The following is a 25,249-nucleotide window of genomic DNA, read 5'->3' on the forward strand; positions in this document are numbered from 1 at the left end:
TGCCTGACCCTGCAGCTTTAGCATTAGATGCAATTAACTAGTTAGAATTAAATTGGGAAGAGTTTAAAACTCTTCCCACTCATCACTAGGGTCAACAAAGTTATTGCCTTTTGGTGCTGAGCGCACTGGTGAGCTCGGCTTTTTAGCTGCTGGCGCCGAACTTGCGCGGCTAGTAATATCCATCTCGTTATTTGACAACGAGAAGAAGTTTAACAAGCGACGCATATCATTAGCTTGCTCAGCCATTGATTCGCCTGCAGCAGAGGCTTCTTCAACCAAAGCAGCATTTTGCTGGGTCATTTCATCCATTTGAGCAATGGCTTTATTAACCTGCTCAATACCAGAGCTTTGCTCTTCAGAAGCTTGGGCAATATCAGAAATCATTGCTGTTACTTTTTGTACAGCAGTGACAATCTCTTGTAATGTTGAACCTGATTCATTAACTAGTAATGTACCATCTTCAACTTTGCCAACACTGTCTCGGATCAATTCTTTGATTTCTTTTGCTGCGGCTGCTGAACGTTGCGCTAAGTTACGAACCTCACCTGCAACAACTGCGAATCCACGACCTTGCTCACCAGCTCGTGCAGCTTCGACTGCCGCATTCAGCGCAAGTAGATTTGTTTGGAAGGCAATTTCATCAATAACACTGATGATGTCTGCAATCTTCTTACTTGATTCATTAATTGCCGACATACTGGTTACAGCGCGATTTACAACTTCACCACCTTTTTGTGCTTTAGTACGTGTTTCTTCAGCTAGTTCATTCACTTCTTTTGCGTTATCAGCATTTTGACGAACCGTACTGGTCATCTCTTCCATGCTTGATGCTGTTTCTTCAAGTGATGAAGCCTGCTCTTCAGTACGTTGACTTAAATCAGCATTACCTTGTGAGATTTCTTCTGCACCACTGGCCACCAACGTTGCTGAGGTATTAATACGATTAATCACTTCAGTAAGCTTATCAGCCGTGGCATTTGCATCACGTTTTAGCTTATCGAATGAACCTTGATAGTCTTGCTCAATACGTTTTGATAAGTCACCGTTCGCCATAGCATCAAGCATATTGCCTGTGTCTTTTACTGCATCATCAACGATGCTGACAAGGCTATTTAAGCCCTGCGCTAGACGTAAGAAGAAACCTTGTTTACCCGCTTCTTCAACACGGGCTTCTAAGTCACCACTCCCCGCAGCAGCAACAAGGCCAGCAATTTCTTTTTCAATCGCCACTTCAGCCGTTCTGTCTTCCCATTCAACGACCGTACCAATACGTTCGTTCTCAGGGGTAAAAATAGGGTTTGCGACCAAACCAAAAGTACGACCGCCAACTTGAATTTCAGTGCTGTAAGTACTGCTTAGCTTAGCAAGCATATTGCGTTGATGAGCTGGATTCTTGTGGAATACATCGATATTTTGACCCACTAGATTATTACTGTTGAAGTTAGGTAAATCTTTGCGTAGATCACTTTCAGCAATCTTCATCATATTCAGAACCGCTTCGTTCATGTAAATGATGTTGTTCTCAGCGTCAGCAATCATGGTATTGGTTGCCACACGGTCTAACGCGCGTCGAACACGAAGATTTTCTTCTGCTTCACGTTTTTCCGCTTCAGCTTTATTTACGCTATCAGTAATATCTTGCCACTCAACAATAGTACCTAATCGCTTACCAGATGCGCTCACCCAAGGTGTCGCAATCAAGCTAAAAATAAGCCCTGCCAAACGCAATGTGGTTTTGTATGGTTCAGATAATGTTTTTAGTAATTCACGTTGATGCGATGGCTGTTTATGAAAATCATCAACGCACGTGCCCACTAAATTTGCCACAGAAAAGCTAGGTAGCACTTTTTGTAGCGTTGATTCACGAGCTTGCAGCATTTGCTTTACTTGCTCATTAACGAAAATAATTTTTAAATCGTTATCGGCAATCATCACATTTGCTTGGCATACGCGCAGCGCATTTGATAAATCAGCATCACGTTTTGACTGACGTTCAAGTTCTTTTTGAGGTGTGATGTCTGTAGCAAATTTGATAACTTTAGTGACATTACCATTGCTATCAATAATTGGGTTATAGGTGCCTTGGATCCAAACTTGTTTGCCATTTTTACCGACACGCTTGAATTCATCAGTGAAGAACTCTCCGCTGCGTAATCGCTGCCAAAACTGTTGATATTCTGGGCTTTGCGACTCTTTTTCAGCAACAAACATAGAGTGGTGTTGCCCTTGAATTTCTTCGAGTCGGTAACCCATGGTGTTTAAGAAATTAGCATTGGCAGTAATGATCTGCCCCGACGGTTGAAACTCAATCATCGCTTGTGACTTTTTAAGCGCCGCAATAACTAAATCATTTTCCGACTCAACATTTTTAGGACTGCTAAACCATCCCATACCCTTCACCTTCTTGTTAATCTACCCAGTTAAATGTCCATTGTTTTTTGTAGGTCAAGTAATGCGACCATTTTCTCACCCACATTGACTAAACCCGCAACAAATTGCGCGTTGTCTGAGTCAGACAAATGTGGCACCGCCTTCGCTTCATGCTCAGCAATGCTATAGACATCCGAGACGGCATCAACTGCGATGCCCATAATTTTACATGCGTTTTCAAGTTTTACTTTTAGTACGATGACAACGGTTAACGGTCCGTATTCGATGGCTGAAATACCAAAACGAAGTCTTAAATCAATAATCGGCACTATGGTGCCGCGCAGATTGATAACCCCTTTGACGAAATCCGGTGAGTTAGGGATCACCGTAATTTCTTCCCAACTGCGAATTTCTTGCACCGTTAAAATATCAACACCGTACTCTTCTTCAGCCATGAAGAAGGTTAAAAACTGTTTTACATCTTGATCTTGTTCAAGATTGAGCTTGTGATGCAGGTCGTCGTGCTGTGCAATCATGACGCCTCCAAATTTGCTTTTGATTCAATAATCAATTCCTGGCTCCCAGGCTTTCTAAGTCCAGATAATTTGATCAAACCGCTAATATCTACAATCAATGAGACACGACCATCACCTAAAATTGTCGCCCCTGAGACACCATCAACTTTTTGATAATTGGCCTCTAAGCTTTTGATTACTACTTGCTGTTGCGACAATAAGTCATCAACTAATAAACCTACTTTTTGATTGTCACTTTCAACGACAACCAACAAGGTTTTATCAAGCGTTTCAATCGCCCCTTTATGATTGAAAATATTGTAAAGCCTTAAGATAGGGATATATTCATCACGTAAGCGCAGCACATCTAAGTCTTTGCCCACTCGACTCACTTTACTAATATCGATTTGCAATGACTCAATTATCGAAATCAGCGGAATGATATAAGTGTGCTCAGCAATCCGGACTAATTGCCCATCTAAGATAGCCAGCGTTAGCGGGAGACGAATGGTAAATGTCGAACCCACGCCTGGTGCAGAAGCCACTTCAACAGAGCCGCTTAGTGCTTCGATATTGCGCCTTACAACATCCATACCAACGCCACGACCCGATAAGTCGCTTACTTGATCGGCTGTAGAAAATCCTGGTAAGAAAATAAGCTCATTGATTTCGTTATCAGACAAATCATCGGTTTCTGAAATTAGGCCGTTTTTAATCGCCTTTTCACGGATCTTAGTGGTATTCAGGCCCTGACCGTCATCCATAATCTCGATAACAATATTGCCGCCTTGATGGAACGCATTCAAAGTCACAGTACCAACCGGGTTTTTACCCGCTGCAACGCGTTTATCAACGGTTTCTAAGCCATGGTCTAGGGAATTTCTCACTAGATGCACCATAGGATCAGACAGTTTCTCCATCACGGTTTTATCTAATTCGGTTTGTTCACCAAGTAACTTTAGCTCGACTTGTTTATCAAGCTTTTGTGAGATATCGCGTACTAAGCGTGGAAAGCGACTAAACACAAAGCTGATTGGCAACATACGGATACGCATGACATTTTCTTGTAAGTCACGGGTATTATGTGCCAGTTGTGCTAAGCCTTCTTGTAACGAGGCGATAGTTGCTTCAGTGATCTCTTGCTCACCCAATTGACTTAACATCGCTTGGGTGATCACTAATTCACCTACCATGTTGATCAATGAATCAACTTTGTCGATACCAACCCTAATTGAAGTTGATTCGGCATTTGCCGTGGCAGCTTTAACTGGCGCTGGCTTTTTAGGATCTATCGCAGCTTTAACTACAGCAGGCTCAGCCTCTTGCGCTGGCGCAGCCTCTTCAGCAACAGTTTCAACAGCTACATCCTCTTCATCACCAAACAAACCACCGCATAGGGTGATAGTGATATCAGCGTCATCTTCAACCCATTCGAAAATTTCTTCGATGCAGCTTTGTTCTTTATCAGTGGTTAAGAAAAAGCGCCACGACAGAAAACAATCTTCAGGGGCAAGGTTCGTAATATCTGGCACATCATCTTGAAAGGCTTGTGTTTCAAGTTCTCCCAATTCTGCTAATTCACTGATCATGTACAGTGGTTCATTACCGGTTTTAAATAAATGGTGGTGTGGTTTGAAATCGATTTGGTAGGTATTAAAACTGCTTTCGCGAACAGTTTCTGGTGCTTGCTCTGGTGCTTTACTTGCAGCACGCATACCGAGAATTTCTTCGAACTTAACGCGCAGTTCATCCGCTTCTGTTAGGTCAGGTTGCTGCTCAGCTTGTAAAGCTCTAAGCAGCGCACGTAAACAGTCGACTGATTTTAGGAGTAAATTAACATGCTCAGCAGTAAGATCGCGGGAGCCTTCACGGATTTGATCTAACAGCGTTTCGAGAACATGAGTAAAATCTGCAACAGAACTAAAACCAAAAGTACCGCTACCCCCTTTAATTGAATGCGCGGCGCGAAAAATTGTATTTATGGTCTCTAAGTCTTCTTCGCCAGGCACTAAGTTTAATAACTCAGCCTCCATAGCATCGAGTCCTTCGAAGCTTTCTTCAAAGAATACTTCAAAAAATTGGCTTAGATCTATACTCATGCCCCGCTCCTATTATTAGCGAATCACTTTTTTCAATACCGCTAACAATTGCTCAGGATTAAATGGCTTAACAATCCAGCCCGTAGCCCCAGCAGCTTTACCTTCAGACTTTTTATCTAATCCTGATTCTGTGGTCAGCATTAGTAAAGGTGTGAACTTATAATTAGGTAAGCTACGTAATTCACGAATAAGGGTAATGCCATCCATTACCGGCATATTCACATCAGAAATAACAGCATCAAAGCTTTGTTGTTTTGCAATATTTAATGCTTCACTGCCGTCTTTCGCTTCTGTCACATCAAAACCTGCTTTTTTAAGCGTAAAACCAACCATTTGGCGCATAGATGCAGAATCATCTACTGCTAAAATTCTTTTCATAAAAACCTCTTAATTGGCATTCTCAAGCACAAGATAATGGCTCAAGCCCAAACTATTAATTGCCTGTTGCAACGGCTTGCTTTCGCCAACCCAAATAATTTTGTGTTGCACCGAAAGCAAATGCTTCTGTAATGCACATAAAAGCTGAATTGATGCTGTGTCAGCACGGGTCACTTCACTGATATCCAGACAGATATCATCATTTGCTGACAACTCTTGGAGCAAATCTTGATGGAGTGTTTCGACCTGAGTAATAGCTAATTCAGTAGGGAGCTTTAACATTACTTATACTTTCCCTGCTTTAAACAATTCATAACAAAAGCTTAGACTGACTAAATAAAAATGCCATAATTTGAATCAAAAAATAGTAAAATTTTTTAGTAGCTTAGCCATTTATATCAAAAAAGGAAGCATTTCTTTTATTGAAAATGAGTCCTCTTACCAAGAAAAATTACTTAGTGTAATAATCTGCTATTTTTTTGAACTCTTCAGTCAAAGTTGTGGCATTGATTAATGGCACACTGCCTTGTTTAAATTCAGGCTTAAAAATCGCACGAACCGCACCTTCGCCATCAACCATAACCACAGATGCACTGTGATCAACGGCATATTCCTGCTCATCACTGTCGTTAATCGCATAAATTAAGCCAAGCTCTCTAACAAATGGAAAAAGCTGTTTATGTGGACCTGATACCGCAAGAAACGCTGGGTTAAAGTAATCAATGTAAGCTTTTCGCTTTTCGGTTGTATCACGCTTTGGATCTACTGCAACAAACCACACTTGCACTTTATAGTCTTGGCTCAGCTGCTTTTGCACCGCAGTTAGCTTAGCCAACGTCATCGGGCAAATATCTGGACAACTGGTGTAGCCTAAAAAGACTAAATTCCAATGCCCCATAAATTGGCTGTTATCAGCAGGCTCACCATGTTGATCGGTTAACAAAAACGGGCTAATCGGCTTTGCTTGCTCATAAACCAGCGCCTCAACTTCAGGAGCGGTATTACTTTTGCCACATCCTGCTGCAAACAACACCGCACTAAAACATAAAAAAGCGACGATTCGCGTCATAAAACTAACCATTTATCAATGAATAAGGCGATAAAGAGTAGCATTAAATGCACGATTGAAAAACGAAATAAATCCATTGCAGTATCATCTTTTGGGGCAATTTTTAGTTTTAACGCTTTATAAATAAATATCGCATTTAAAACACTCGCACCAAGCAAGTAAATCAGCCCTGACATGCCAATTAAATAAGGCAGCACACACACTAGGGCAAGTAAAATGCTATAGCCAACGACGCAAGTTTTACAAAACTCAATACCATGAGTAACAGGCAACATTGGAATTTTGGCACGCTCGTAATCACTTTTACGCGCTATCGCTAAAGCCCAAAAATGCGGCGGGGTCCAAGTAAATATAATCATCACTAACAGCCAAGGAGCGGCAGCCATGTGGCCTGTTTCAGACACCCACCCTAACAGCGGCGGCATCGCACCCGCTAAGCCCCCAATCACAATATTTTGTGGAGTAGCACGCTTTAAAAACGACGTGTATATAAAAGCATAGCCGACGAGTGCAAATAAAGTCAGAATTGCCGTGAGTGTATTAGCCCACACCATAAGCATAATGAAACCTAGCACGCCAATAACAGCTGCAAAGCTCAATGCATGCTGTTTACTGAGCCGACCTTTAGCCACAGGACGGTGTCGAGTACGTGCCATTTTGCTGTCGATTTCACTATCTACTACATGATTGATCACGGCAGCAGCGGCCGATAACAAACCAATACCCAACAAACTTGCAAGCTGCACAAACACGCCTCGTCCTACATCAGGCGCCAAAGCTAATCCAACCCATGCCGTTAGCACGAGCATCGCCACCACTTTAAATTTACTGATCGCTAAATAATCTTTCAGTAATTCTGAACTTTGGCTCAAAAAAGACTTTTCTGTACTTAATAATAGTGCCATCACAGCCTCCTAGGTTCTTACTTTTAAGTGGAAGCATAGTCGTACCATGCTAAGCAGTAATAGTGCTGCCATTAAATTATGTGCAAGCGCAACACCTAACGGGAAATGCCAATGCACAACGGCAAGGCCTAAACAAATTTGGCATAGCAAAGCGACTAAGACCGTTACCGTGCAGTGCTTAATTTTTCGTGAGTAACATCGTGAATAAATGCGCCACATGATTAACGCTAATACTACACAGGTAACCAGTGCCCAAATACGGTGTAGAAGATGAATAGACATACGCGCTTGCTGCGATAACACACCATATTCATAGGTACTATGCTCAAGCGGTAATTGAAACACGCTCTTTAAAGAAAACGGTTGCCCGTAGCTACACAGCGGTAAACCATTACAGTGTGGAGCGGCATAATTTGCAGCAAGCCAACCACCCAAGGCGATTTGCAGCACAAGTACCACCAACCCCACCAGAGCTAAACGATAATAGGGCTTTGCACCGCTATCACGACTTGCAATAGGCTCTGTAGTGAGGCGTAAATACAGCAGAAACACCAAAGATAAAATACTAAAGCCGCCAAGCAAGTGCCCCATAACAACCAAGGGCTGAAGGTTCATGGTTACTGTCCACATACCTAGAGCAGCCTGAAACACAACCAACAATAAAAGTGCTAAAGGCAGTTTAACCGGTGTTGCTGGGTATTGGCGTTTTAACCAGGCAAAAATAAACAAGGCTAAAATAAGTAAACCGAGGGCACCGGCAAAATAGCGATGGATCATTTCTTTCCACGCTTTTGCGGCTTCAAACATCATATCAGGGTAGTTTTGTTCAACATGTAATAAAGCACTTTCATGTTTTGGTACAGTCAAAAAACCGTAGCAACCTGGCCAATCAGGACAACCAAGCCCTGCATCACTGAGACGAGTGTAAGCACCAAGCCCCACAACCAGAATTGAGAAGAAACACGTAATTAAGACAAGGTATTTATAATTTTTATACATCTTTATCCCCTTACTGAGGTTTAGCTCGAACGCGCATAGTTAAGTAATTTTTTTAAATCTTTCAGTAAGCCTTTTTGAATGAGTCTGTTTTGTTCGGGCTCAGCAGTGTAAGGGTAATGCAGCACCACCAATCCCATGTGATCAACCAAGTATAAGTCTCCCGCTTTCAGTTCAGGATTTGCCGCTAAAAGACGCCAACTTGCTGATACTTGCTGTTGATTTGTCAGTACAGCAACATCCACTTTTTGCTGATTTTTACCTAACGCGACATACAAGTTATCGAGACTCGCAAGCTGGCTTTCACACACAGCTCGGCACTCTTTGGGGTAGTTGAGCGCTATAGTCCATTGTTTGGGCTCACCGTGTTGCCAATCTGCTAATTTCACTTCTTCGTTTAAAAGCTCACCGTAATTACTTGAACCACTCGGTAACCAGTCGAGTTTTAGTGCTGCATATGCCAGTGCCAGCGGCACAAAACAACAAAGCGCAAATAAACTAAGTGGGTTTATTTTCATAACCTCTCCTTCTCATCGCAAAATAAGCAATTACGACACACGCTAAACCAATTAACAGCCATTGCACGGCATAGGCGTAGTGTTTATCAGGCCCCATCACGACACTTTTATAATGCGGGGTTGCGATACCATCTGCTTCATTACGATAACCAATAAAACCTTGTACTGGCTCTGCCAACTGAGCACTAAAAATCGCTAAATCAATACCTTGAATACGCTTTGGCCAGCCTTGTTCTGCACCAATTTGATCTGCTAGCGTAAAGCCTTTTAAGTTGCCTTGCTTTAATTGCACAGTAGCAGCAAACGTGGCTGTGCTTGGCCATGCAACTACTGGTAACTGGTTTCGATCTTGAGGGGCTTTAAGCCAGCCAAAATTAACGATTAATGGTGCTTTTTCACCTGCAATTGTTACCGCTGCCAGTAAGTCATAGCCCACTTGCCCTTGATAAATTTGATTATCTAGCAACCAGTAATGCTGTTTATTTACCTCGCCAGAAACCTTTACTTGCAAGCCTGTTTTATTCAAATCTGATGGCAAGCTTTGCAGTGCTTGCCAGTTCATAACTCCTTGCTCTTTAGAAACGGCTAACTGACTTAATTGCTGCTGCTTTTGTTCGCCTCGCTGGTATTGCCAAACACTGAGTCGTAAACAAATAAGCACTGCAAGTACCACAACGCAAATTGCGATAATTGAGCTAAGCTTTTGTTTACGCCACAAAATCAACTGCATTTGGAAGACCTAACATGATTAAAATCATCATTGTGTTGTTATTGTTATATATCGTGTTCAACCTATTTAGAGCCTTGTTTGTGATGATGTCAGCAAAAGAGCACTCAAAGCCCATGTCTCATTATTTAGGTCGTCGAGTGCTGTTTTCGGGTGTTGTACTGTTCATCATCATTGCAGCCTTAAAACTGGGTTTAATTCAAACCAACCCGTCACCCATTCACAAAGCTACAGCACGTACACAAATACAAATAAACACAGCCACACCACATCTACAAAGTGCCAATACCAAGCAGCTGCCTGAAAAGCAAAGTGCTTATCACTCGTGAAGTGGCCTTTAAAAATTCGCAGTAATACAACTAACAGTATGATGGTACCCAAGGTCACGTGCATTCCGTGGAAACCGGTTAACAAGAAGAAGGTATTACCATAAACCCCCGCATCTAAGGTCAAACCTAGATCTTGATAGGCATGCATATATTCATAGGCTTGCAGGCCTAAGAAAATGGCTCCCAGAACGACCGTCATCGATAAAAATACCTTTAGAGCGCCGCGCTTATTGTTTTCCATAGCAACATGGGCAAAATGAATTGTGACCGATGAGGTAAGTAGAATCAGCGTATTGATCAGGGGTAGACCTTGCCAGCCCATAGCCTGTGTGGTCTCGCCCGCTGGCGTAGTTAATAGCGGCCACACTGCGTCGAAGGTAGGCCATAGCACTTCGTTGGTCATGGCATTATTGCCAGCGCCACCAAGCCAAGGCACTGAAATCATACGGGCATAAAAGAGAGCGCCAAAAAACGCCATGAAAAACATCACTTCAGAAAAAATAAACCAGCTCATACCCTGTCTAAATGAACGGTCCATTTGTGCTGAGTAAAGCCCTTGGTGAGACTCTTCAATAACATTTTTAAACCAGCTAAATAGCATATAAAACAAGATAGCTAGGCCCAGATATAAAACATACTGCGCACCACTGGCCTCACTGCTTGCTTGCATCACAGTTAAACCGGCACCAACAGCAATTAAAAACATTGCGATGGCGCCAACTATTGGCCAAGGGCTTTGTGCTGGAACATAATATTTTTCGTAATTTTGATTCATTTTGTTTGCTCCCAATTAGCAATTAGCTTGGCGGCTTTTAATCGTTTTTAGCCACAATCTGCCCGCTAATATCAAACATGGTGTACGACAATGTCAGTTCCTCAACATCGTCGGGTAATTCAGTATCAACATAAAACAGCAAGGTAAATTCAACTTCTTCACCTGCCTTTAAAGGTTGTTGATCAAAACAAAAACAGGCAATTTTATGTAAGTACTTGGCCGCTTTTCCCGGTGATACTGATGGAATTGCTTGCATGACTTTGTCTTCATTACTGGTGTTTTTTGCTGAGAACTTAACTTCTCGCATTGCGCCTGGTTGCACCGATACGCTGTACTGCTCAGACTGCACCTTAAATGGAGCGCCACTTTGAGCATGCGTCGTAAAACTGACATCAACTTGGCGTTGTGTATTTATTGTTTCACTTGCGCTCGCTTGCTCAAGAGATGGCTTACCGTTTAATCCTGTAACATCGCAAAACACGTCATAAAGCGGCACCAGAGCGAAAGCAAATGCGAACATGAGTAAGCATGTGATCAGCAATTTCTTTAGCAAAGGTGCATGGTTCATTACTTGATCTCCGGCGGTGTTTCAAAGGTATGATAAGGCGCAGGAGAATCAACCTCCCATTCCAGACCTTCGGCACCTTCCCATACTTTGGCAGGTGCTTTTTCGCCCCCTCTGGCGCACTTAAATACCACCAGCACAAATAACAGTTGCGATAGCCCAAATGCAAAGCCACCAATACTGATAATGGCGTTAAAATCAGCAAACTGCAGAGCATAGTCAGGAATGCGACGTGGCATACCCGCAAGACCAACAAAATGCATAGGGAAGAACAATACGTTGACACTAATTAGCGATAGCCAGAAATGCCATTTCGCTAGTGTTTCGTTGTACATGTTGCCTGTCCATTTTGGTAGCCAGTAATAAGCTCCCGCCATAATTGAGAACACGGCGCCTGTTACTAACACATAATGGAAATGTGCCACCACAAAGTAGGTATCGTGATACTGGAAGTCAGCCGGAGTAATCGCGAGCATCAAGCCAGAGAAACCACCCAAAGTGAACAACACGATAAAGGCGATGGCAAACATCATCGGAATTTCAAAACTAATTGAGCCGCGCCACATAGTAGCCACCCAATTAAACACCTTAACCCCTGTGGGTACCGAAATGAGCATGGTTGCGTACATGAAGAATAGCTCACCGGCTACAGGCATCCCGGTAGTGAACATATGGTGTGCCCATACAATAAAACTCAAAAGAGCAATCGATGAGGTTGCATACACCATAGAAGCGTAGCCAAATAACTTTTTGCGTGAAAAGGTTGGCACAATAGTCGAAATAATACCAAAGGCCGGCAAAATCATGATGTACACTTCAGGGTGACCGAAGAACCAGAAGATGTGCTGGAACATCACGGGGTCGCCCCCTCCCGCGGCATCAAAAAAGCTCGTTGCAAAGTATTTATCGGTCAACACCATTGTGACCGCCCCTGCTAAAACAGGCATTACAGCAATTAACAAAAATGCGGTGATTAACCAAGTCCAGACAAACAGTGGCAGTTTCATCCACGTCATACCCGGCGCTCTTAGATTGACGATAGTCACGATAACGTTAATCGCCCCCATAATTGAGCTGATACCCATGATATGTACGGCAAATACAAAAAGTGCAGTGTTATCGTTACTGTAAGTGGTGGAAAGTGGTGCGTAGAATGTCCAGCCAAATGCAGGACCGCCCCCCGGCATGAGTAAAGAAGCTAGCAGGATTAAAAATGCGAAAGGTAATATCCAAAAGCTCCAGTTGTTCATGCGCGGCAGCGCCATATCAGGTGCACCAATCATCATAGGCACCATCCAGTTAGCAAGCCCAGTAAATGCGGGCATAACAGCACCAAACACCATGATCAAACCATGTACCGTGGTCATTTGGTTAAAAAAGTGCGGATCGACTAACTGTAATCCTGGCTGAAATAGTTCAGCGCGGATCACCATAGCCATCGCTCCACCAATCAAGAACATGGTAAGAGAAAAGATCAGGTATAAACTCCCAATGTCTTTATGATTGGTAGTGTAAAGCCAACGCTTAAACCCTTTCGCAGGATGATGATGGTCGTGATGCGCATGCCCAGTTGCTTGCTCATTAATAACGTTACTCATTATTTCGCCTCCGCTGCTGCATCAATCGCGGCTTGAATTTGACTCGGTTGGATCACATCGCCTGTATCATTACCCCATGCATTTCGCTTATAGGTAATAACCGCAGCAAGTTGCTTAATTGAAAGCTGCTTATCAAACGCTTGCATCGCCGTACCAGGGCGGCCATGTAACACAACATCAATGTGGTCTTTCACATCACCCAACACGATTGGGCTGCCTTTCAACGCAGGAAACACGCCTGGCAACCCCATACCTGTTGGCTGATGACAAGCAGCACAACTAGCCATGTAGACTTGCTCACCCAAGGTCATGAGCTCTTCTTTAGGTAATGTTTGATCGAGTAAAGCTGCATCAGCGGCTGCTGCATTGGCTTTTTCTTGTTTGGCATCAGCAAGCCAATTAGCAAACTCATCTTCAGGAAGGGCTTTCACTACAACAGGCATAAAGCCATGATCTTTACCGCATAACTCTGCGCATTGACCACGATACACACCCGGCTCGTTAATACGTGTCCACGCTTCATTAATAAATCCTGGATTTGCGTCCTTTTTGACCGCAAAGTCAGGCACCCACCACGAATGAATCACATCGTCTGAGGTCATTAAAAAGCGAACTTTTTTATTGATAGGCAGTACCAAGGGTTTATCAACTTCAAGCAAATAATGCTCAGTTTTTTCTGCTTGGTTGTCTATTTGGTCTTTCGGTGTAGCTAGAATTGAGTAGTAGGCAATATCTTCACCCATGTACTCGTAATGCCATTTCCATTGCGAGCCAGTCACTTTAATTGTGATATCGGCTTTAGAGGCATCTTCCATAGCAATGAGGGTTTTTGTTGCAGGCACAGCCATCGCGATTAATATAACAAACGGAATGGCAGTCCAAAGTATTTCAACTTTTGTACTTTCATGAAATTGGGCTGGCTTAGCCCCTTTAGATTTACGGTGGTGTATTAAAGCCCAAAACATCACCGCAAAAACGATGATGCCAATCACACAACAGATAATAAATATCGTCATGTGTAACTCATAAACATTATTACTTATATCAGTCACCCCTTTACGCATATTGAATTGGCTGTTTGCCAATGCAAATTGCACAGGTGCGAGTAATATAAGCCACAAGGCGTAACGCAGTTTACCCATGTGACGGCTCCTTTAAATGCTATTGCAAGACGCAAAGCGAAAAGGCGTTACAGCAAGGTGCCCATTCGTATTTTTATTGTTTAGAGCGAATTCGTATCATCACGACGCAATGAAATGATACAAGCCCGTTGTATTACTCCCTGACACGTTTAGGTGTGTCAATTTCGTAAATAGGTGTTAATACAATGTACTAACCAATTAGTTAAAAAATGAGCAATAAGCAAGTTTTAGTGATAATAAATGTTTATTTTGGTGCAAAAATAACAACTATAATCAGCGCGTTATTTAATGTTTAGGCGTACAAACAAAATACAAAAAGAGAGGGAAACTGCGCCATATAAGGCTTTAAATGATGAGTAAGGATTCACAAATCCTAATTAAGTAGCAAAATTTCGATGGTGCACCAAATTAAGTCAATTTAATGCACCAAGTTGGGAACACTTACATCCAGTCAGCGTTTCGAATAACCCCTACCGCTAATCCTTCGATATTGAACGATTCGTGCTCTAGGTCAACTTCAATAGGTGAAAACTCTTCGTTCTCTGCGTGTAAAAATACTTTTCGGCCAGCTTTTTCTAAACGCTTAACAGTCACGTCTTCATCAACTCGTGCAACAACAACTTGGCCATTTTCAGCAACTTGTGTTCTATGTACTGCAAGTAAATCACCGTCCATGATGCCAATGTCTTTCATACTCATGCCATTTACACGCAGTAAGAAATCAGCGGCAGGCTTAAATAACGACGGATCAACTTGGCAATGGCTTTCAACATGCTCTTGGGCCAAAATGGGTTCGCCCGCTGCAACACGGCCAATTAAAGGTAAACCTAATTGCTCTGGTTCATCTTCTTCGATTAATTGAATACCACGACTCGCCCCAGGCTTCATTTTGATCATGCCTTTTTTTGCCAGTGCTTTTAGGTGCTCTTCAGCGGCGTTGGCACTTTTAAAACCCAATGTTTGAGCTATTTCAGCACGCGTTGGTGGCATGCCTGTATCTTTAATAAAGACTTTAATGAGTTCTAAAATTTGCGATTGGCGTTTAGTTAATGGGCGCATACAACTGGTTTTCCATACAGTACATTTAACTGTGAGTATATACAGTTATCTGAAAATCGCAAATTTAATTAATACCGTCATATTGCTACAAAACTTACATTGAACCTCACTCTAAGATGCCATAAGGTATTAGCTTTAATTAGCAGGCTAAGGAAACACAATGAGCATTTGGCACCACCCAATCACGCTAGAGCTATGTAAAGAATTGGAGCAAGGGATCACCGGGCAAGGCACTTTAATGAAAACCATGGGCATTGAAGTGACAGAAATTGGCGATGACTATTTAGTGGCGACGATGCCTGCCATCCCAGAACATCATAACCCTATGGGCATGGTACATGGCGGAGCAAACGTTGTGTTAGCCGAGACAGTGGCAAGCTATGCAGCCAACTTTGTGGTTGATTTCAATAAATTCTACGCTGTTGGCCAAGAGATTAATGCCAACCATATGAAAGCATCACGTAAGGGAGTTTTAACTGCAACGGCTAGACCGCTGCATTTAGGAAAGCGCACCTCTGTTTGGGATATTAAAATTACCAATGCCGCAGGAGAGCTATGCTGCGTATCAAGAATGACCGCAGCGGTAGTAGAGCGCTAAATTCGACCTATTTTTCAACAGGATAAATAGTAATTTCAATCCCTGCGCCAATTGCTGAGATACGTAACAAGGTATCGGCATGCAGGGGTTGATTAAAGCATTTTGGCGAATTACCTGATTCAAAACCTATATCAAATGTTCGTTTTGAGCACGATAACCACTGTTTTAATGCATTGCGCGAGCAAGACTCAATAAGCTCGCAAAGCTGGTTAATCGCTTTATCTGGAGAGCTGATATCTGCGGTTGCTTCAATCCGTGCTAGTTGGCGGTATTCATCTTGGTCATAATGTAAAACCATGGCGTTTTTCTTCAAATCAGCAACAAGCGCACTAATATCGTGCTTTGATTCAAGCTCCAGATCTACATTTAAAAATTGAATTTCCGACATACTCTCGTTTTTACCCTCTATTGATATCGACTGAAACTTTAACTCAGTTTTGTATATATACCAAATCTAGAATACAGTTAATGCGACATTATGCCGCATTGGCAATACAGTTAAACAACTTAAAATAGCACCCATACAACAATAATAACGGGGTAATAATGAATAAACGCATGTTCAAGTATGCTCGTAAAGGGCATAAATGGCTTGGCTACTTGCTCGCTTTACAGATCTTCTTTTGGCTCTTAGGTGGGCTGGTAATGAGCTCATTACCGCTTGAAAAAGTGCATGGCAAACATTTGGCTAATCGCAGTTTAAGTAGCCCATTTATAGTGTCAGACTACCCTACTTCGATTGATAAAATAACCGCGCAATTTGAGCAAATCGAAGGTATTAAATATAGCCATTTTTTAAACACCCCGATTATAGAAGTCACCACCCCTCTCGGTGTCTTCAATTTTGATGGTAGAACGGGTGATAAAATGCCTACTCCAAATGAAGCTCAAATCATTGAAAATGCACAAGCTCATCTGCTTATTGATGCTAACATGACTCAAGCTCAGCTATTACCAAATGGGCCAAGAGAAGTCGGTCACAAAGCCAATGTTTGGCAAGTAAGCTTTGATGATTGGCTAACAACCACCTTATATCTAGATAGCCTAACCGGTAAGGTTATTACTGTGCGCAGCACCCTGTGGCGCATTTTCGACTTTTTCTGGATGCTGCACATTATGGATTATGATGAGCGAGAAAACTTTAACAATCCATTGCTTATCAGCTTCTCAGCCACCAGCGTGCTGTTTTGTATAACTGGGATTATTTTGTTACTGCAAAACATTCGTTTAAAGCGTAAAAAACCAGCTATACGTGCTGGTCAATCAAAATAGGATTGCCGTCTGGGTCGGTGATAATAAAACTCGCGTCACCGGCCTTTTGTATCTCTAACCCCTGTTGCTGAAAACGTGTCGCTAATTGCTCAAAGGTTGCAAACTCAGTCAGCGCCTCAGCGTTTTGATCCCATCCGGGGTTAAATGTCAGCATGGTTTTATCAAACATACCTTGGAACAAACCAATTAAATGTTCACCGTTTTTCATGATCAACCAATGTTGCTCAATCTCCCCAGCAAACTCTTTAAAACCTAGCTTTTCATAAAACTGCTTTGAAGCATGGATATCTTTTACATTTAAACTCACAGAAAAGGCACCTAATAACATAGTTGTAATTCCTTTAATAAAAACGGCCTAACAACTATAGCTGAGTTGAAATACTTTTCCTTTTTAGAATAGTCACTCTAAAATAACCGTTCCTGTAGTTCACTCATGTGATGGATATGCGTTTAATTTCTTTTGCTGTACTGTGCTTTTTAATCAACTTTTCTGCTTCTGCTGAGCAATTTTCTAGCTTTTCGAGCGCCAAAAAACACCTTATAAAATCGCTGCCTGAAAATAGCAAAAGCTTATATTGTGGCTGCGACATAAAGCGACAAGGTAAAAAGCTGGTACCCGATCCAGATTCATGTGGCTATATTCCACGCAATGCCATCACCCGAGCCGGTAACGAAAATGCCCGAGCAAAAAGAATAGAATGGGAGCATATTGTGCCAGCCTGGGAATTTGGCCATCAATTACAATGCTGGCAAGATGGCGGTCGTAAAAACTGCGTAAAGGTCAGTGAAAAATTTCGTCAAATGGAGGCCGACATAAATAACCTTGCCCCCGCAATTGGCGAGATAAATGCAGACCGTTCAAACTTTCGCTATGGGATGGTGACAACATCAAGTGCAAGTTACGGTGCTTGCCCAATAAAAATCGATTTTAAACAACGTGTATTTGAGCCGCCAATTTATGCAAGAAAGCAAATAGCCGATACCTATTTCTATATGCAAAAAACCTATGGCTTAAAGATATCTGACAAACAACGCAAACTGTTTGAATCATGGCAAAAGCTTGAAATAGCTGAAATAAGCAACCGTAAGTCCCTGTAATTATTTGCACATTTTTTTACATGCAGGGTTAAACAACTGGTTGCTTTAAAAGTAAGTAATTGTTAGTTTTTAAACAATTCATACAAGAAAGGAAGCACCCATGTTTAAAAATACCAAACTCGCTTTAGCTGTCTTCTTAGCGGCTTCAGGCATGTCTTTATCTGGCTGTGGCGGCGGTGGCTCATCAAGCAATACCGATACGACTAATCCGCCACCAACAACGACAGAACCCACTTGGACAGCTGGCACCTTTGCCGCATCAAGTGAATTTAAAGATCAGTGCGCCGTACCGCGTACTGGTAATGATCCGTATAACGATAATCAACCTTACCCAGATACCGCTGGCTCTGAGTTTACTGAGAAGATGTGGCTACGTTCATGGAGTGATGAAACCTATCTTTGGTACGATGAAATAGAAGATAACGACCCAGATAACTTCAGCTCTGTCGCCGCTTATTTTGATCAATTAAAAACCTTCGAAACAACAGACTCAGGAGCTTATAAAGACAATTTTCACTTTAGTGTGCCAACTGAAGACTATTTTCAAGAGTCTCAATCAGGCGTAGTTTCAGGCTATGGAATCAACTGGGCTTTAATTAGTGGCACACCTCCTCGTGACTTACGAGTTGCTTATTTAGAAGATGACTCCCCTGCCGCTAATGCAGGCTTACAACGAGGCGATCGCGTTATTTTAGTGGATGGTGTCAGTATTGATACAAATACGGAATCAGGTATTGATACATTAAATGAAGCTTTATTTGGGCCAACCGCTGGCGATACACATACCTTCAAGGTAATTAGTAATGATGAGACAGAAAAAACATTCTCTTTAGTGGCTGGTAATATCACCCAAACACCGGTACAGAATGTCGATACTATTACCACAGAAGGTGGCACTAAAGTGGGCTACATGCAGTTTAACAGCCATATAAGTATTGCTCAGCCTGAGCTGATAAGTGCTGTGAATAAGTTCAAAGCCGACAATATTGACGAGCTTGTCATCGACCTTAGATACAATGGTGGTGGCTTATTAGCGCTTTCATCACAACTTGCCTATATGATCGCTGGGCCTGCCAATACGAGTGACTATTTTTACTATCAGATCATTGAAAATGACAAACAGACCGAGAGCGATCCATACCCGTTTATTGATGTTGAAATCGATTATTCTACTTTCGAGGGAACGAATAACACGCTCCCTGACTTAAACTTATCGAAAGTCTATGTACTCAGTACAGCAAACACTTGTTCGGCATCAGAAGCCCTAATCAATGGCTTAAATGGTATTGATGCTGAAGTTATATTAATTGGCGGGACAACGTGTGGTAAACCATATGGTTTTACCCCAACACATAACTGTGCGACGACTTACTATACAATTCAGTTTACTGGTACCAATTACAAGGGCTTTGGTGAATACTCAGACGGCTTAGTACCGACTCCTACACCACAATTTGCTGCCGATGTAAAAGGCTGTGAGCTTGATGACGACTTTAATCACCAGTTAGGTGATAGTGACGAAACACTATTGAGTGCAGCACTTTATCATATCGAAAATGGTAGTTGTCCAGTGGTAGCCCAAAGTGTCACAGCTAAGCAAGCGACAACCTCAACTTATAAAGCTGATGAAACAGGTATTGCACTTAAAGCCAATACCACACTTTACAAAAATAATATGGATTTAACCCGTCCACTGCTAGCTAAGGAAGGTGATAATGAATAAAGCACTGTTATTAACCTGCACCTTACTGGCAAGCATAGCTGGCTGTAAAAGTACTCAAGCGGAGCAACCGCAAAATGCCACGCTTGTTCGGGTAAACCCGGGAGTGATTACTGAGCTACAGCAGGCTATTCAATCAGCTAAAGGCGGTGCACTGGTCACCTTAGCCGATGATGTGTTTACTAAGAGCGCAGAGTTACTGATTGATCACGGCACCAACAAAGGACCTGATGGTCTGCCAATTATGGGCGCCCATTCAATTCCTTCTGAGAAGTTTGTGTTGCAAAAAGCAGGTGAGCAATGCCTGCTTTACTACCCCAAAAAAGAGCTCCGTATTCCACTTCCTAATGTAGAGTGCGAAGTTAACTAACAAAAAGGCGCAGCTCAAGCTGCGCCTTTTACATCATAGGCTTTGGTGAGGGCCAAATACCTCATAATGAATACGCTCACTTGCAACCCCAATACTTAGCAGTTGCTCTTTTATCATTGCCATAAAGGCGATTGGGCCACACAGGTAAAAGTCACCTTTACTAATTGGTAAGCTGTCAGCAATGTCGTTTACATCCATCAAGCCCGCAAAATCACCCCCTTTGCCATCTTTAAACCAGGTAACACAATGTAATGAAGCGTGCGCGTTTTGTTGCTTTATTAAGTACTCTTTAAAGGCAAACTGCGTCTCACTGTCGCAAGCATGTAGGTAATGGATTGACTGGTTAGGGTGATTACTTAATAGTGTTTCTAGCATCGCCATCATTGGGGTTTGACCAACTCCCGCTGAAATCAATACAACAGGCGAGTCAATTTCGCGAAGCACAAAGTCGCCTGCGGGTGGGTAAATTTCTACCTCTTCCCCCTCAGTTAAGCTGTGTAGGTAGTTAGATACCAAGCCTTCTTTTTTCACGCTAATACGGTAATTACAACCATTACTTTGCTGCGATAAAGAGTATTGCCTCACTTGCGTTAAATCACTGTTTGCAGGCGTTACTTTAATCCCTAAATATTGGCCAGGTAAATACGCCACTACAGGTTTTGCATCAGCAGGCGTTAATGTGAAACTACAAATTTGCGATGATTCCATACGTTTTTCTGTAATAGTGAAAGTACGGGTACCAAACCATCCTCCCGGCGCCTTTTTGGTTTTTTGATATAACGACATCTCCTCGTTGATACACACATCCGCTAATAATGAATAGGCTTCACGCCATGCATACTCGACCTCAGGGGTAAATTGTTCTGGCAATAACTCTTTTAAAGTCGCAATCAAATGTCCACCAACAATGGGATAATGCTCTGGCAAAATATGGTAACTGGTGTGTTTATGATTAATGCGCGCAAGCGCACCTTTTAACACTGCCAAGTTATCAATATTTGCCGCGTAAGCAGCTAAGGCATTAAACAGCGCAAATTGCTGAGAGCCCGATTGCTGATGTGTCATATTAAAAATATTTTTAAGCTCAGGGTTGTAGCTAAACATACGATCATAAAAATACTCAGTCACTTGAGGGCCTGCTTGTGCAAGTAAAGGCAAAGTACTTTTAACAATCTGGATCGTTTTTTCAGATAACATAGTTTTTCCTATTGGAGAGATTAACCGCGGCGACCATCAACACGACGATTCACTAAGATGGGCGCACAATGAAATAAAAATAAGCTAAAGCCAGCAACCCACAGCAACGACTTAACTGCCATGCAAGGTGATGACCTAAATAAATGGGAAGTAACGAGCGTACAATGGCAGCTAACGCAATGAGTATAAATGCCAAACTAATGTACGCAGGGGCTTGTAATGCACGCCCTGTGTGACCGTGAGAGACACGAACCATCATGGCGATGATCATCACACCTATGGTGCCAACAGTGATCAGATGAAGCGCGTCTTTGAATAAGATAATAGGGCTAAAATAGCTCAGCGCGATGAGTATTAAACCCACCGATAAAGCCCAATAAGCCACGTGTAATGACCATAGCAAAGGCACTTTTAAAATCCCTTTATGCCACCACAAAACACACCGAGCCCCATGTAAACAAGCAAGCCAAGCAAAGATCCAGCCGGTACTCATTGCGCTAAAAAATAGCTGACTCATAAAGAACCACGCAATGGCGAAAAATGAGCTAACAACGACTAATTTATCGAGTTTGGGGGTGCTAACTTGTTCACTTAAATTAAGACCGCGTGCGGTAAAAAATGGCACAACTCGCCCAGCCACAACACCAACTAGCAGTGTCATGATAAGTACAGCGGTATCAACAACCCCCAGTGCCAGCGACATTTTATTAAGTACAACTAAGCTCAAAAAAATCACATTGAGCGCACAGAGCAAAGATGCGATGACAACAAATAAGTAGTTATGGCTGCTTTTTGCCTGTATTAGCATGTCAGCTAGAATAATAATTCCAGCTAGCCACCAAACGAGTTGTAGCGCACTAACAATATAAAGGTTTAGCTGCTCGAACCCTGCAATCTCAATAAAAAAACTAAGCCTTGCAGCAAGCCAAATCATGCTAAGCAAACAAAGCTTAATACCACTTACACTCGCCACACCTGTCCATGTTTGTGCGGCGGTTAGCAAAAAGCCCATGGCAACCACGCCTGCAAAGCCAAACAGCATTTCGTGAGCATGCCAAAGCGTTGCGGGCATTGTTAGGTGCCACTGTGCATAGCCCGCCAAGATTAAAAACCAGTAACTCATAGCAAATACAGCTAAGGCACCTGCCGCCAAGAAAAAAGGCCGAAATGCTAATGCCCATAACGGCCACTGGCTGAGTTGATAAAATTTGATCTTAGTTGGCATAGGTTCAGTTAAATTAATGACTTTCATTCGTGCTCTCAGCGTTTAATTTCCCCAGCTATTGCACAGTTCAAGCCAAAAATAAAAACCATTAAATATCAATCTATTAAATTTTGACACTTGATAAATAAGTCAAAATGACACATCATTAAAAACATCAATAAAACACATTCAGGTCAAATTGACATGATACTCAAAAAATCCCTTCTTGATGTTGCACTTGCACTTACCAAAGCAAGCTGTGTTGATCATAATTTCAGTTATCTGTTGAGTTGCATTAATGATTGGCTTGAATGTGATGCAGTTGCCTTATTATTGAAACAAGGCGATGTGTTAAAGCCCGTAGCCCTACATGGATTGTCGGACGATACGTTAGGAAGACGCTTTAAAATAGCGGAGCATCCGCGCTTATTTGAAATATGCCGTGGCAGTGAACCGCTAAAATTTGCCAAAGATTGTGGCCTACCCGATCCCTACGATGGTTTATTACAAAGCCAACATGGAGACTTTCCTGTTCATGCCTGCATGGGCGTGCCGCTGCTGAGCAGCAAAGACAACAACGAACTATTGGGTGTTTTGACCTTTGATAGTTTAGATGAACATGCCTTTGACGCTTTAGCAATGAACGAGCTCAATCAACTAAAACAGCTAGCTGCAGGCTATGTTGAGCATGCCCTAACCTTGCAGCATTTTATGCAACACGCACAGCACAGCCATCAAGTTGCACAGCAGCTTAACCTTGAGGCACTAACACGAGAAGGTGTCGAAATTATTGGTAATAGCCAAGCAATGCAGACCCTTAAAAATGATATCCAGCTCGTAGCTGCCTCAGAATTTAGTGTATTAATACAAGGTGATACAGGCGTCGGTAAAGAACTCGTTGCGCGCAATATCCATTTAAACTCAAAACGCCGTGACATGCCGTTGATCCACTTAAACTGCGCATCGTTACCAGAGAACTTAGCCGAAAGTGAATTTTTTGGTCACAGTAAAGGCGCATTTACTGGCGCACATACTGCGCGTCAAGGTAAGTTTCAACTCGCCGATGGCGGCACGCTATTTTTAGATGAAATCGGCGAACTTCCGCTTGCCATGCAAAGTAAGTTATTGCGCGTTTTACAAAGTGGTGAAGTACAAACGGTGGGGGAAGATCAAAGCCGTTATGTTGATGTCAGAGTGATTGCAGCAACCAATCGCGATTTAAAACAAGAAGTCGCTGCGGGGCGCTTTCGTGCAGATCTTTATCACCGGTTAAGCGTTTACCCATTGCATGTTGCACCACTAAAAGAGCGCGATAACGATGTTATTTTATTGGCAGGTTTTTTTATTGAGCAAACATCTAAAAAACTGGCAATTAAGCAACTTAAACTTAGTAGCGATACACAGTTACTGCTGCGTCAATATGATTGGCCAGGCAATGTGAGAGAGCTTGAACATGTGATCAGTCGCGCAGCACTCAAAGCCAAACAACAGCAATGGCAACAAAGCATCGTCACAATCGAGCCTGAGCATTGTGATATCGCTAACACGACCGTTGCTGCCCCAAGCCCTGTTGCAGTTAACGAACAAAAAACCACTCGCTTATCGTTGAAAGAGGCAACTGATGCTTTTAGTTATCAATTGATTATGCAACAACTTGAATTACACAACCTAAACTGGGCAGCCACAGCACGCAGCTTAAGTGTTGATAGAGCCAACCTTGTGCGCCTAGCCAAACGGCTAGGCATTAGTGTTAAAAAGTCTGTTTAAGCTTTTAAATCTTTAAAATACGCTTTTAAAAGCTGACTAAATGCTTGTACTTTGGCTGTGCGATGCACCAAGTGATGCGTCACCAGCCAAAGATCTGTTGGCCAGTTTAGCTCTTTAGGAAGCACTGGCAGCAGATCAGGGTATTGGCTTGCCACTTCATGCTGTAAACCACCAATTCCTAAGCCTCTCACAATCGCCCGTGTTGCTTCTGATGTTTCAGATACCCGTAACTTAATTTGCGAAGGTTCAATGTGTTGATCAACCCATGCAAAATAAGGCACTTTACCGTTGTAGCCAGCCACCCCTGAAACAAAACTATGCTGCTGCAACTGCTCAATGTTTTTTGGCATGCCATACTTTTCAATATAACTTTTAGAGGCATAAAACCCTGACGAAAGTTCAGCTAAATGCTGGGCAATATAGTCGCCTTCATCAGGCCGAGGGCCCGCTCGCACGGCAATGTGCGCCTGACCGTGATCAAGACGTAAGCGGTTTTGATCAAGAATAACTTCGAGCTGCACTTGCGGGTGCAGGTTTTGAAACTGCTCGCAGACATCACTAAGCACATCAATAAAACCACTGACCGTGGTTAATAATAAACTGCCTCGCAGTTGGCTATCAGCGGCAATAATATCGTTGTGAAGTTTTTCAAGTTCAGCGTTAATCGATTTTGCAGTCGCAAACAACTTAGCGCCAATTTCTGTCACTGTATAGCCACGGGCATGACGGTGGAATAACCGCGCATCAAGGTTATCTTCTAAATTGTTGATTCTTCTAAGCACTGTGCTGTGATGAACACCTAACGATTCGGCAGCAGCGGTTAACGTGCCGAGCCTTGCCACCTCATAAGCGACTTTTACATCTTGCCAATCATCAAATTGAATCGCCATAACGGCTCCTTGTGTGCATATACGCACATAAGTTTTGCGTTTATTTGGCTTTTCTGCAAGCTGTTTTTTGCTACAGTGAGTACATCAA

The 25,249-nt window shown here is 42.6% G+C and carries 27 protein-coding genes; 7 read left to right on the forward strand and 20 right to left on the reverse strand.

Going from position 1 to position 25,249, the window contains the following annotated elements; all coding sequences use genetic code 11:
- Positions 1–63 precede the first annotated feature (63 nt).
- The 10 genes from C2M33_RS09785 to C2M33_RS09830 form a co-directional block, all read right to left on the reverse strand.
- Complete coding sequence (locus tag C2M33_RS09785; RefSeq protein WP_063702440.1) at positions 64–2,391, reverse strand: methyl-accepting chemotaxis protein; 2,328 nt, start codon at positions 2,389–2,391, stop codon at positions 64–66.
- 29 nt (positions 2,392–2,420) lie between these two features.
- On the reverse strand, positions 2,421–2,906 hold the full coding sequence (locus C2M33_RS09790; protein ID WP_063702442.1) for a chemotaxis protein CheW: 486 nt from the start codon (positions 2,904–2,906) through the stop codon (positions 2,421–2,423).
- The gene (locus C2M33_RS09795; protein ID WP_063702444.1) at positions 2,903–4,984 is read right to left on the reverse strand and encodes a chemotaxis protein CheA; all 2,082 of its coding nucleotides are present in this window, start codon (positions 4,982–4,984) and stop codon (positions 2,903–2,905) included. Before C2M33_RS09795 ends, C2M33_RS09790 begins: the two co-directional genes overlap by 4 nt.
- Before the next feature lie 15 nt (positions 4,985–4,999).
- Entirely contained in the window at positions 5,000–5,362 is a 363-nt protein-coding gene (locus C2M33_RS09800; protein WP_063702446.1) for a response regulator, read from the reverse strand.
- A gap of 9 nt (positions 5,363–5,371) precedes the next feature.
- Positions 5,372–5,644: an STAS domain-containing protein gene (locus C2M33_RS09805; protein ID WP_063702448.1), complete on the reverse strand. Its 273-nt coding sequence runs from the start codon at positions 5,642–5,644 to the stop codon at positions 5,372–5,374.
- Positions 5,645–5,813: 169 nt separating this feature from the next.
- Complete coding sequence (locus C2M33_RS09810) at positions 5,814–6,431, reverse strand: SCO family protein (RefSeq protein WP_063702450.1); 618 nt, start codon at positions 6,429–6,431, stop codon at positions 5,814–5,816.
- On the reverse strand, positions 6,428–7,336 hold the full coding sequence (cyoE, locus tag C2M33_RS09815) for a heme o synthase (protein WP_063702452.1): 909 nt from the start codon (positions 7,334–7,336) through the stop codon (positions 6,428–6,430). Before cyoE ends, C2M33_RS09810 begins: the two co-directional genes overlap by 4 nt.
- 9 nt (positions 7,337–7,345) lie before the next feature.
- Complete coding sequence (locus C2M33_RS09820) at positions 7,346–8,335, reverse strand: COX15/CtaA family protein (protein ID WP_105174374.1); 990 nt, start codon at positions 8,333–8,335, stop codon at positions 7,346–7,348.
- Positions 8,336–8,355: 20 nt separating this feature from the next.
- The gene (locus C2M33_RS09825) at positions 8,356–8,850 is read right to left on the reverse strand and encodes a transmembrane cytochrome oxidase associated protein (RefSeq protein ID WP_105174375.1); all 495 of its coding nucleotides are present in this window, start codon (positions 8,848–8,850) and stop codon (positions 8,356–8,358) included.
- Positions 8,831–9,580, reverse strand: coding sequence for an SURF1 family protein (locus tag C2M33_RS09830; protein ID WP_105174376.1), 750 nt, complete (start codon positions 9,578–9,580; stop codon positions 8,831–8,833). Before C2M33_RS09830 ends, C2M33_RS09825 begins: the two co-directional genes overlap by 20 nt.
- Positions 9,581–9,594: 14 nt before the next feature.
- Here C2M33_RS09830 and C2M33_RS21485 point away from each other — a divergent pair, with 14 nt between their 5' ends.
- Positions 9,595–9,906, forward strand: coding sequence for a DUF2909 domain-containing protein (locus C2M33_RS21485; protein ID WP_105174377.1), 312 nt, complete (start codon positions 9,595–9,597; stop codon positions 9,904–9,906).
- Here the strand turns inward: C2M33_RS21485 and C2M33_RS09840 are convergent.
- The 5 genes from C2M33_RS09840 to lexA form a co-directional block, all read right to left on the reverse strand.
- Positions 9,806–10,681 carry a cytochrome c oxidase subunit 3 gene (locus C2M33_RS09840; protein WP_105174378.1) on the reverse strand — a complete coding sequence of 292 codons (876 nt, stop codon included), beginning with the start codon at positions 10,679–10,681 and terminating at the stop codon, positions 9,806–9,808. The two genes, C2M33_RS21485 and C2M33_RS09840, sit on opposite strands and share 101 nt — an antisense overlap.
- 37 nt (positions 10,682–10,718) lie before the next feature.
- On the reverse strand, positions 10,719–11,249 hold the full coding sequence (locus C2M33_RS09845; RefSeq protein WP_063702462.1) for a cytochrome c oxidase assembly protein: 531 nt from the start codon (positions 11,247–11,249) through the stop codon (positions 10,719–10,721).
- Positions 11,249–12,844: a cytochrome c oxidase subunit I gene (gene ctaD / locus C2M33_RS09850; protein ID WP_063702465.1), complete on the reverse strand. Its 1,596-nt coding sequence runs from the start codon at positions 12,842–12,844 to the stop codon at positions 11,249–11,251. Before ctaD ends, C2M33_RS09845 begins: the two co-directional genes overlap by 1 nt.
- The gene (gene coxB / locus C2M33_RS09855) at positions 12,844–13,986 is read right to left on the reverse strand and encodes a cytochrome c oxidase subunit II (RefSeq protein WP_063702467.1); all 1,143 of its coding nucleotides are present in this window, start codon (positions 13,984–13,986) and stop codon (positions 12,844–12,846) included. The genes ctaD and coxB overlap by 1 nt, the downstream gene beginning before the upstream one ends.
- 441 nt (positions 13,987–14,427) lie before the next feature.
- Positions 14,428–15,045 carry a transcriptional repressor LexA gene (gene lexA / locus C2M33_RS09860; protein WP_063702469.1) on the reverse strand — a complete coding sequence of 206 codons (618 nt, stop codon included), beginning with the start codon at positions 15,043–15,045 and terminating at the stop codon, positions 14,428–14,430.
- A 160-nt stretch (positions 15,046–15,205) separates the two neighbouring features.
- Here lexA and C2M33_RS09865 point away from each other — a divergent pair, with 160 nt between their 5' ends.
- Entirely contained in the window at positions 15,206–15,643 is a 438-nt protein-coding gene (locus C2M33_RS09865) for a PaaI family thioesterase (RefSeq protein ID WP_063702471.1), read from the forward strand.
- A 7-nt stretch (positions 15,644–15,650) separates the two neighbouring features.
- On the opposite strand, the gene C2M33_RS09870 is transcribed toward C2M33_RS09865, so the two are convergent.
- Entirely contained in the window at positions 15,651–16,031 is a 381-nt protein-coding gene (locus C2M33_RS09870) for a hypothetical protein (RefSeq protein WP_054554459.1), read from the reverse strand.
- A gap of 158 nt (positions 16,032–16,189) precedes the next feature.
- On the opposite strand from C2M33_RS09870, the gene C2M33_RS09875 reads away from it, so the two are divergent.
- Positions 16,190–16,915, forward strand: coding sequence for a hypothetical protein (locus tag C2M33_RS09875; protein WP_105174379.1), 726 nt, complete (start codon positions 16,190–16,192; stop codon positions 16,913–16,915).
- On the opposite strand, the gene C2M33_RS09880 is transcribed toward C2M33_RS09875, so the two are convergent.
- Positions 16,890–17,243, reverse strand: a complete 354-nt coding sequence (locus C2M33_RS09880; protein WP_063702476.1) for a VOC family protein — start codon at positions 17,241–17,243, stop codon at positions 16,890–16,892. The two genes, C2M33_RS09875 and C2M33_RS09880, sit on opposite strands and share 26 nt — an antisense overlap.
- A gap of 110 nt (positions 17,244–17,353) precedes the next feature.
- On the opposite strand from C2M33_RS09880, the gene C2M33_RS09885 reads away from it, so the two are divergent.
- From C2M33_RS09885 to C2M33_RS09895, 3 genes are all read left to right on the forward strand, one after another.
- Entirely contained in the window at positions 17,354–18,013 is a 660-nt protein-coding gene (locus C2M33_RS09885) for an endonuclease (protein ID WP_105174380.1), read from the forward strand.
- A 100-nt stretch (positions 18,014–18,113) separates the two neighbouring features.
- Positions 18,114–19,736, forward strand: a complete 1,623-nt coding sequence (locus C2M33_RS09890; RefSeq protein ID WP_105174381.1) for a S41 family peptidase — start codon at positions 18,114–18,116, stop codon at positions 19,734–19,736.
- Positions 19,729–20,103 carry a hypothetical protein gene (locus C2M33_RS09895; RefSeq protein ID WP_063702480.1) on the forward strand — a complete coding sequence of 125 codons (375 nt, stop codon included), beginning with the start codon at positions 19,729–19,731 and terminating at the stop codon, positions 20,101–20,103. Before C2M33_RS09890 ends, C2M33_RS09895 begins: the two co-directional genes overlap by 8 nt.
- A gap of 33 nt (positions 20,104–20,136) precedes the next feature.
- Here the strand turns inward: C2M33_RS09895 and hmpA are convergent, their stop codons facing one another.
- Together hmpA and C2M33_RS09905 are read right to left on the reverse strand one after the other, a co-directional pair.
- On the reverse strand, positions 20,137–21,300 hold the full coding sequence (gene hmpA, locus C2M33_RS09900; RefSeq protein WP_063702482.1) for an NO-inducible flavohemoprotein: 1,164 nt from the start codon (positions 21,298–21,300) through the stop codon (positions 20,137–20,139).
- A gap of 52 nt (positions 21,301–21,352) precedes the next feature.
- Positions 21,353–22,552, reverse strand: a complete 1,200-nt coding sequence (locus C2M33_RS09905) for an NnrS family protein (protein WP_233999154.1) — start codon at positions 22,550–22,552, stop codon at positions 21,353–21,355.
- 156 nt (positions 22,553–22,708) lie between these two features.
- Between C2M33_RS09905 and norR the strand changes: the two genes are divergently transcribed.
- Positions 22,709–24,271 (forward strand): nitric oxide reductase transcriptional regulator NorR, encoded by a 1,563-nt coding sequence (gene norR / locus C2M33_RS09910; protein ID WP_105174382.1) that lies wholly within the window; start codon positions 22,709–22,711, stop codon positions 24,269–24,271.
- On the opposite strand, the gene C2M33_RS09915 is transcribed toward norR, so the two are convergent.
- Entirely contained in the window at positions 24,268–25,161 is an 894-nt protein-coding gene (locus C2M33_RS09915; RefSeq protein WP_062564776.1) for a LysR family transcriptional regulator, read from the reverse strand. The two genes, norR and C2M33_RS09915, sit on opposite strands and share 4 nt — an antisense overlap.
- Between the last annotated feature and the right edge of the window lie 88 nt (positions 25,162–25,249).

This window comes from Pseudoalteromonas sp. T1lg122, from assembly GCF_002964825.1.
In the GTDB taxonomy this organism is placed as follows: Bacteria; Pseudomonadota; Gammaproteobacteria; order Enterobacterales; family Alteromonadaceae; genus Pseudoalteromonas; species Pseudoalteromonas gelatinilytica.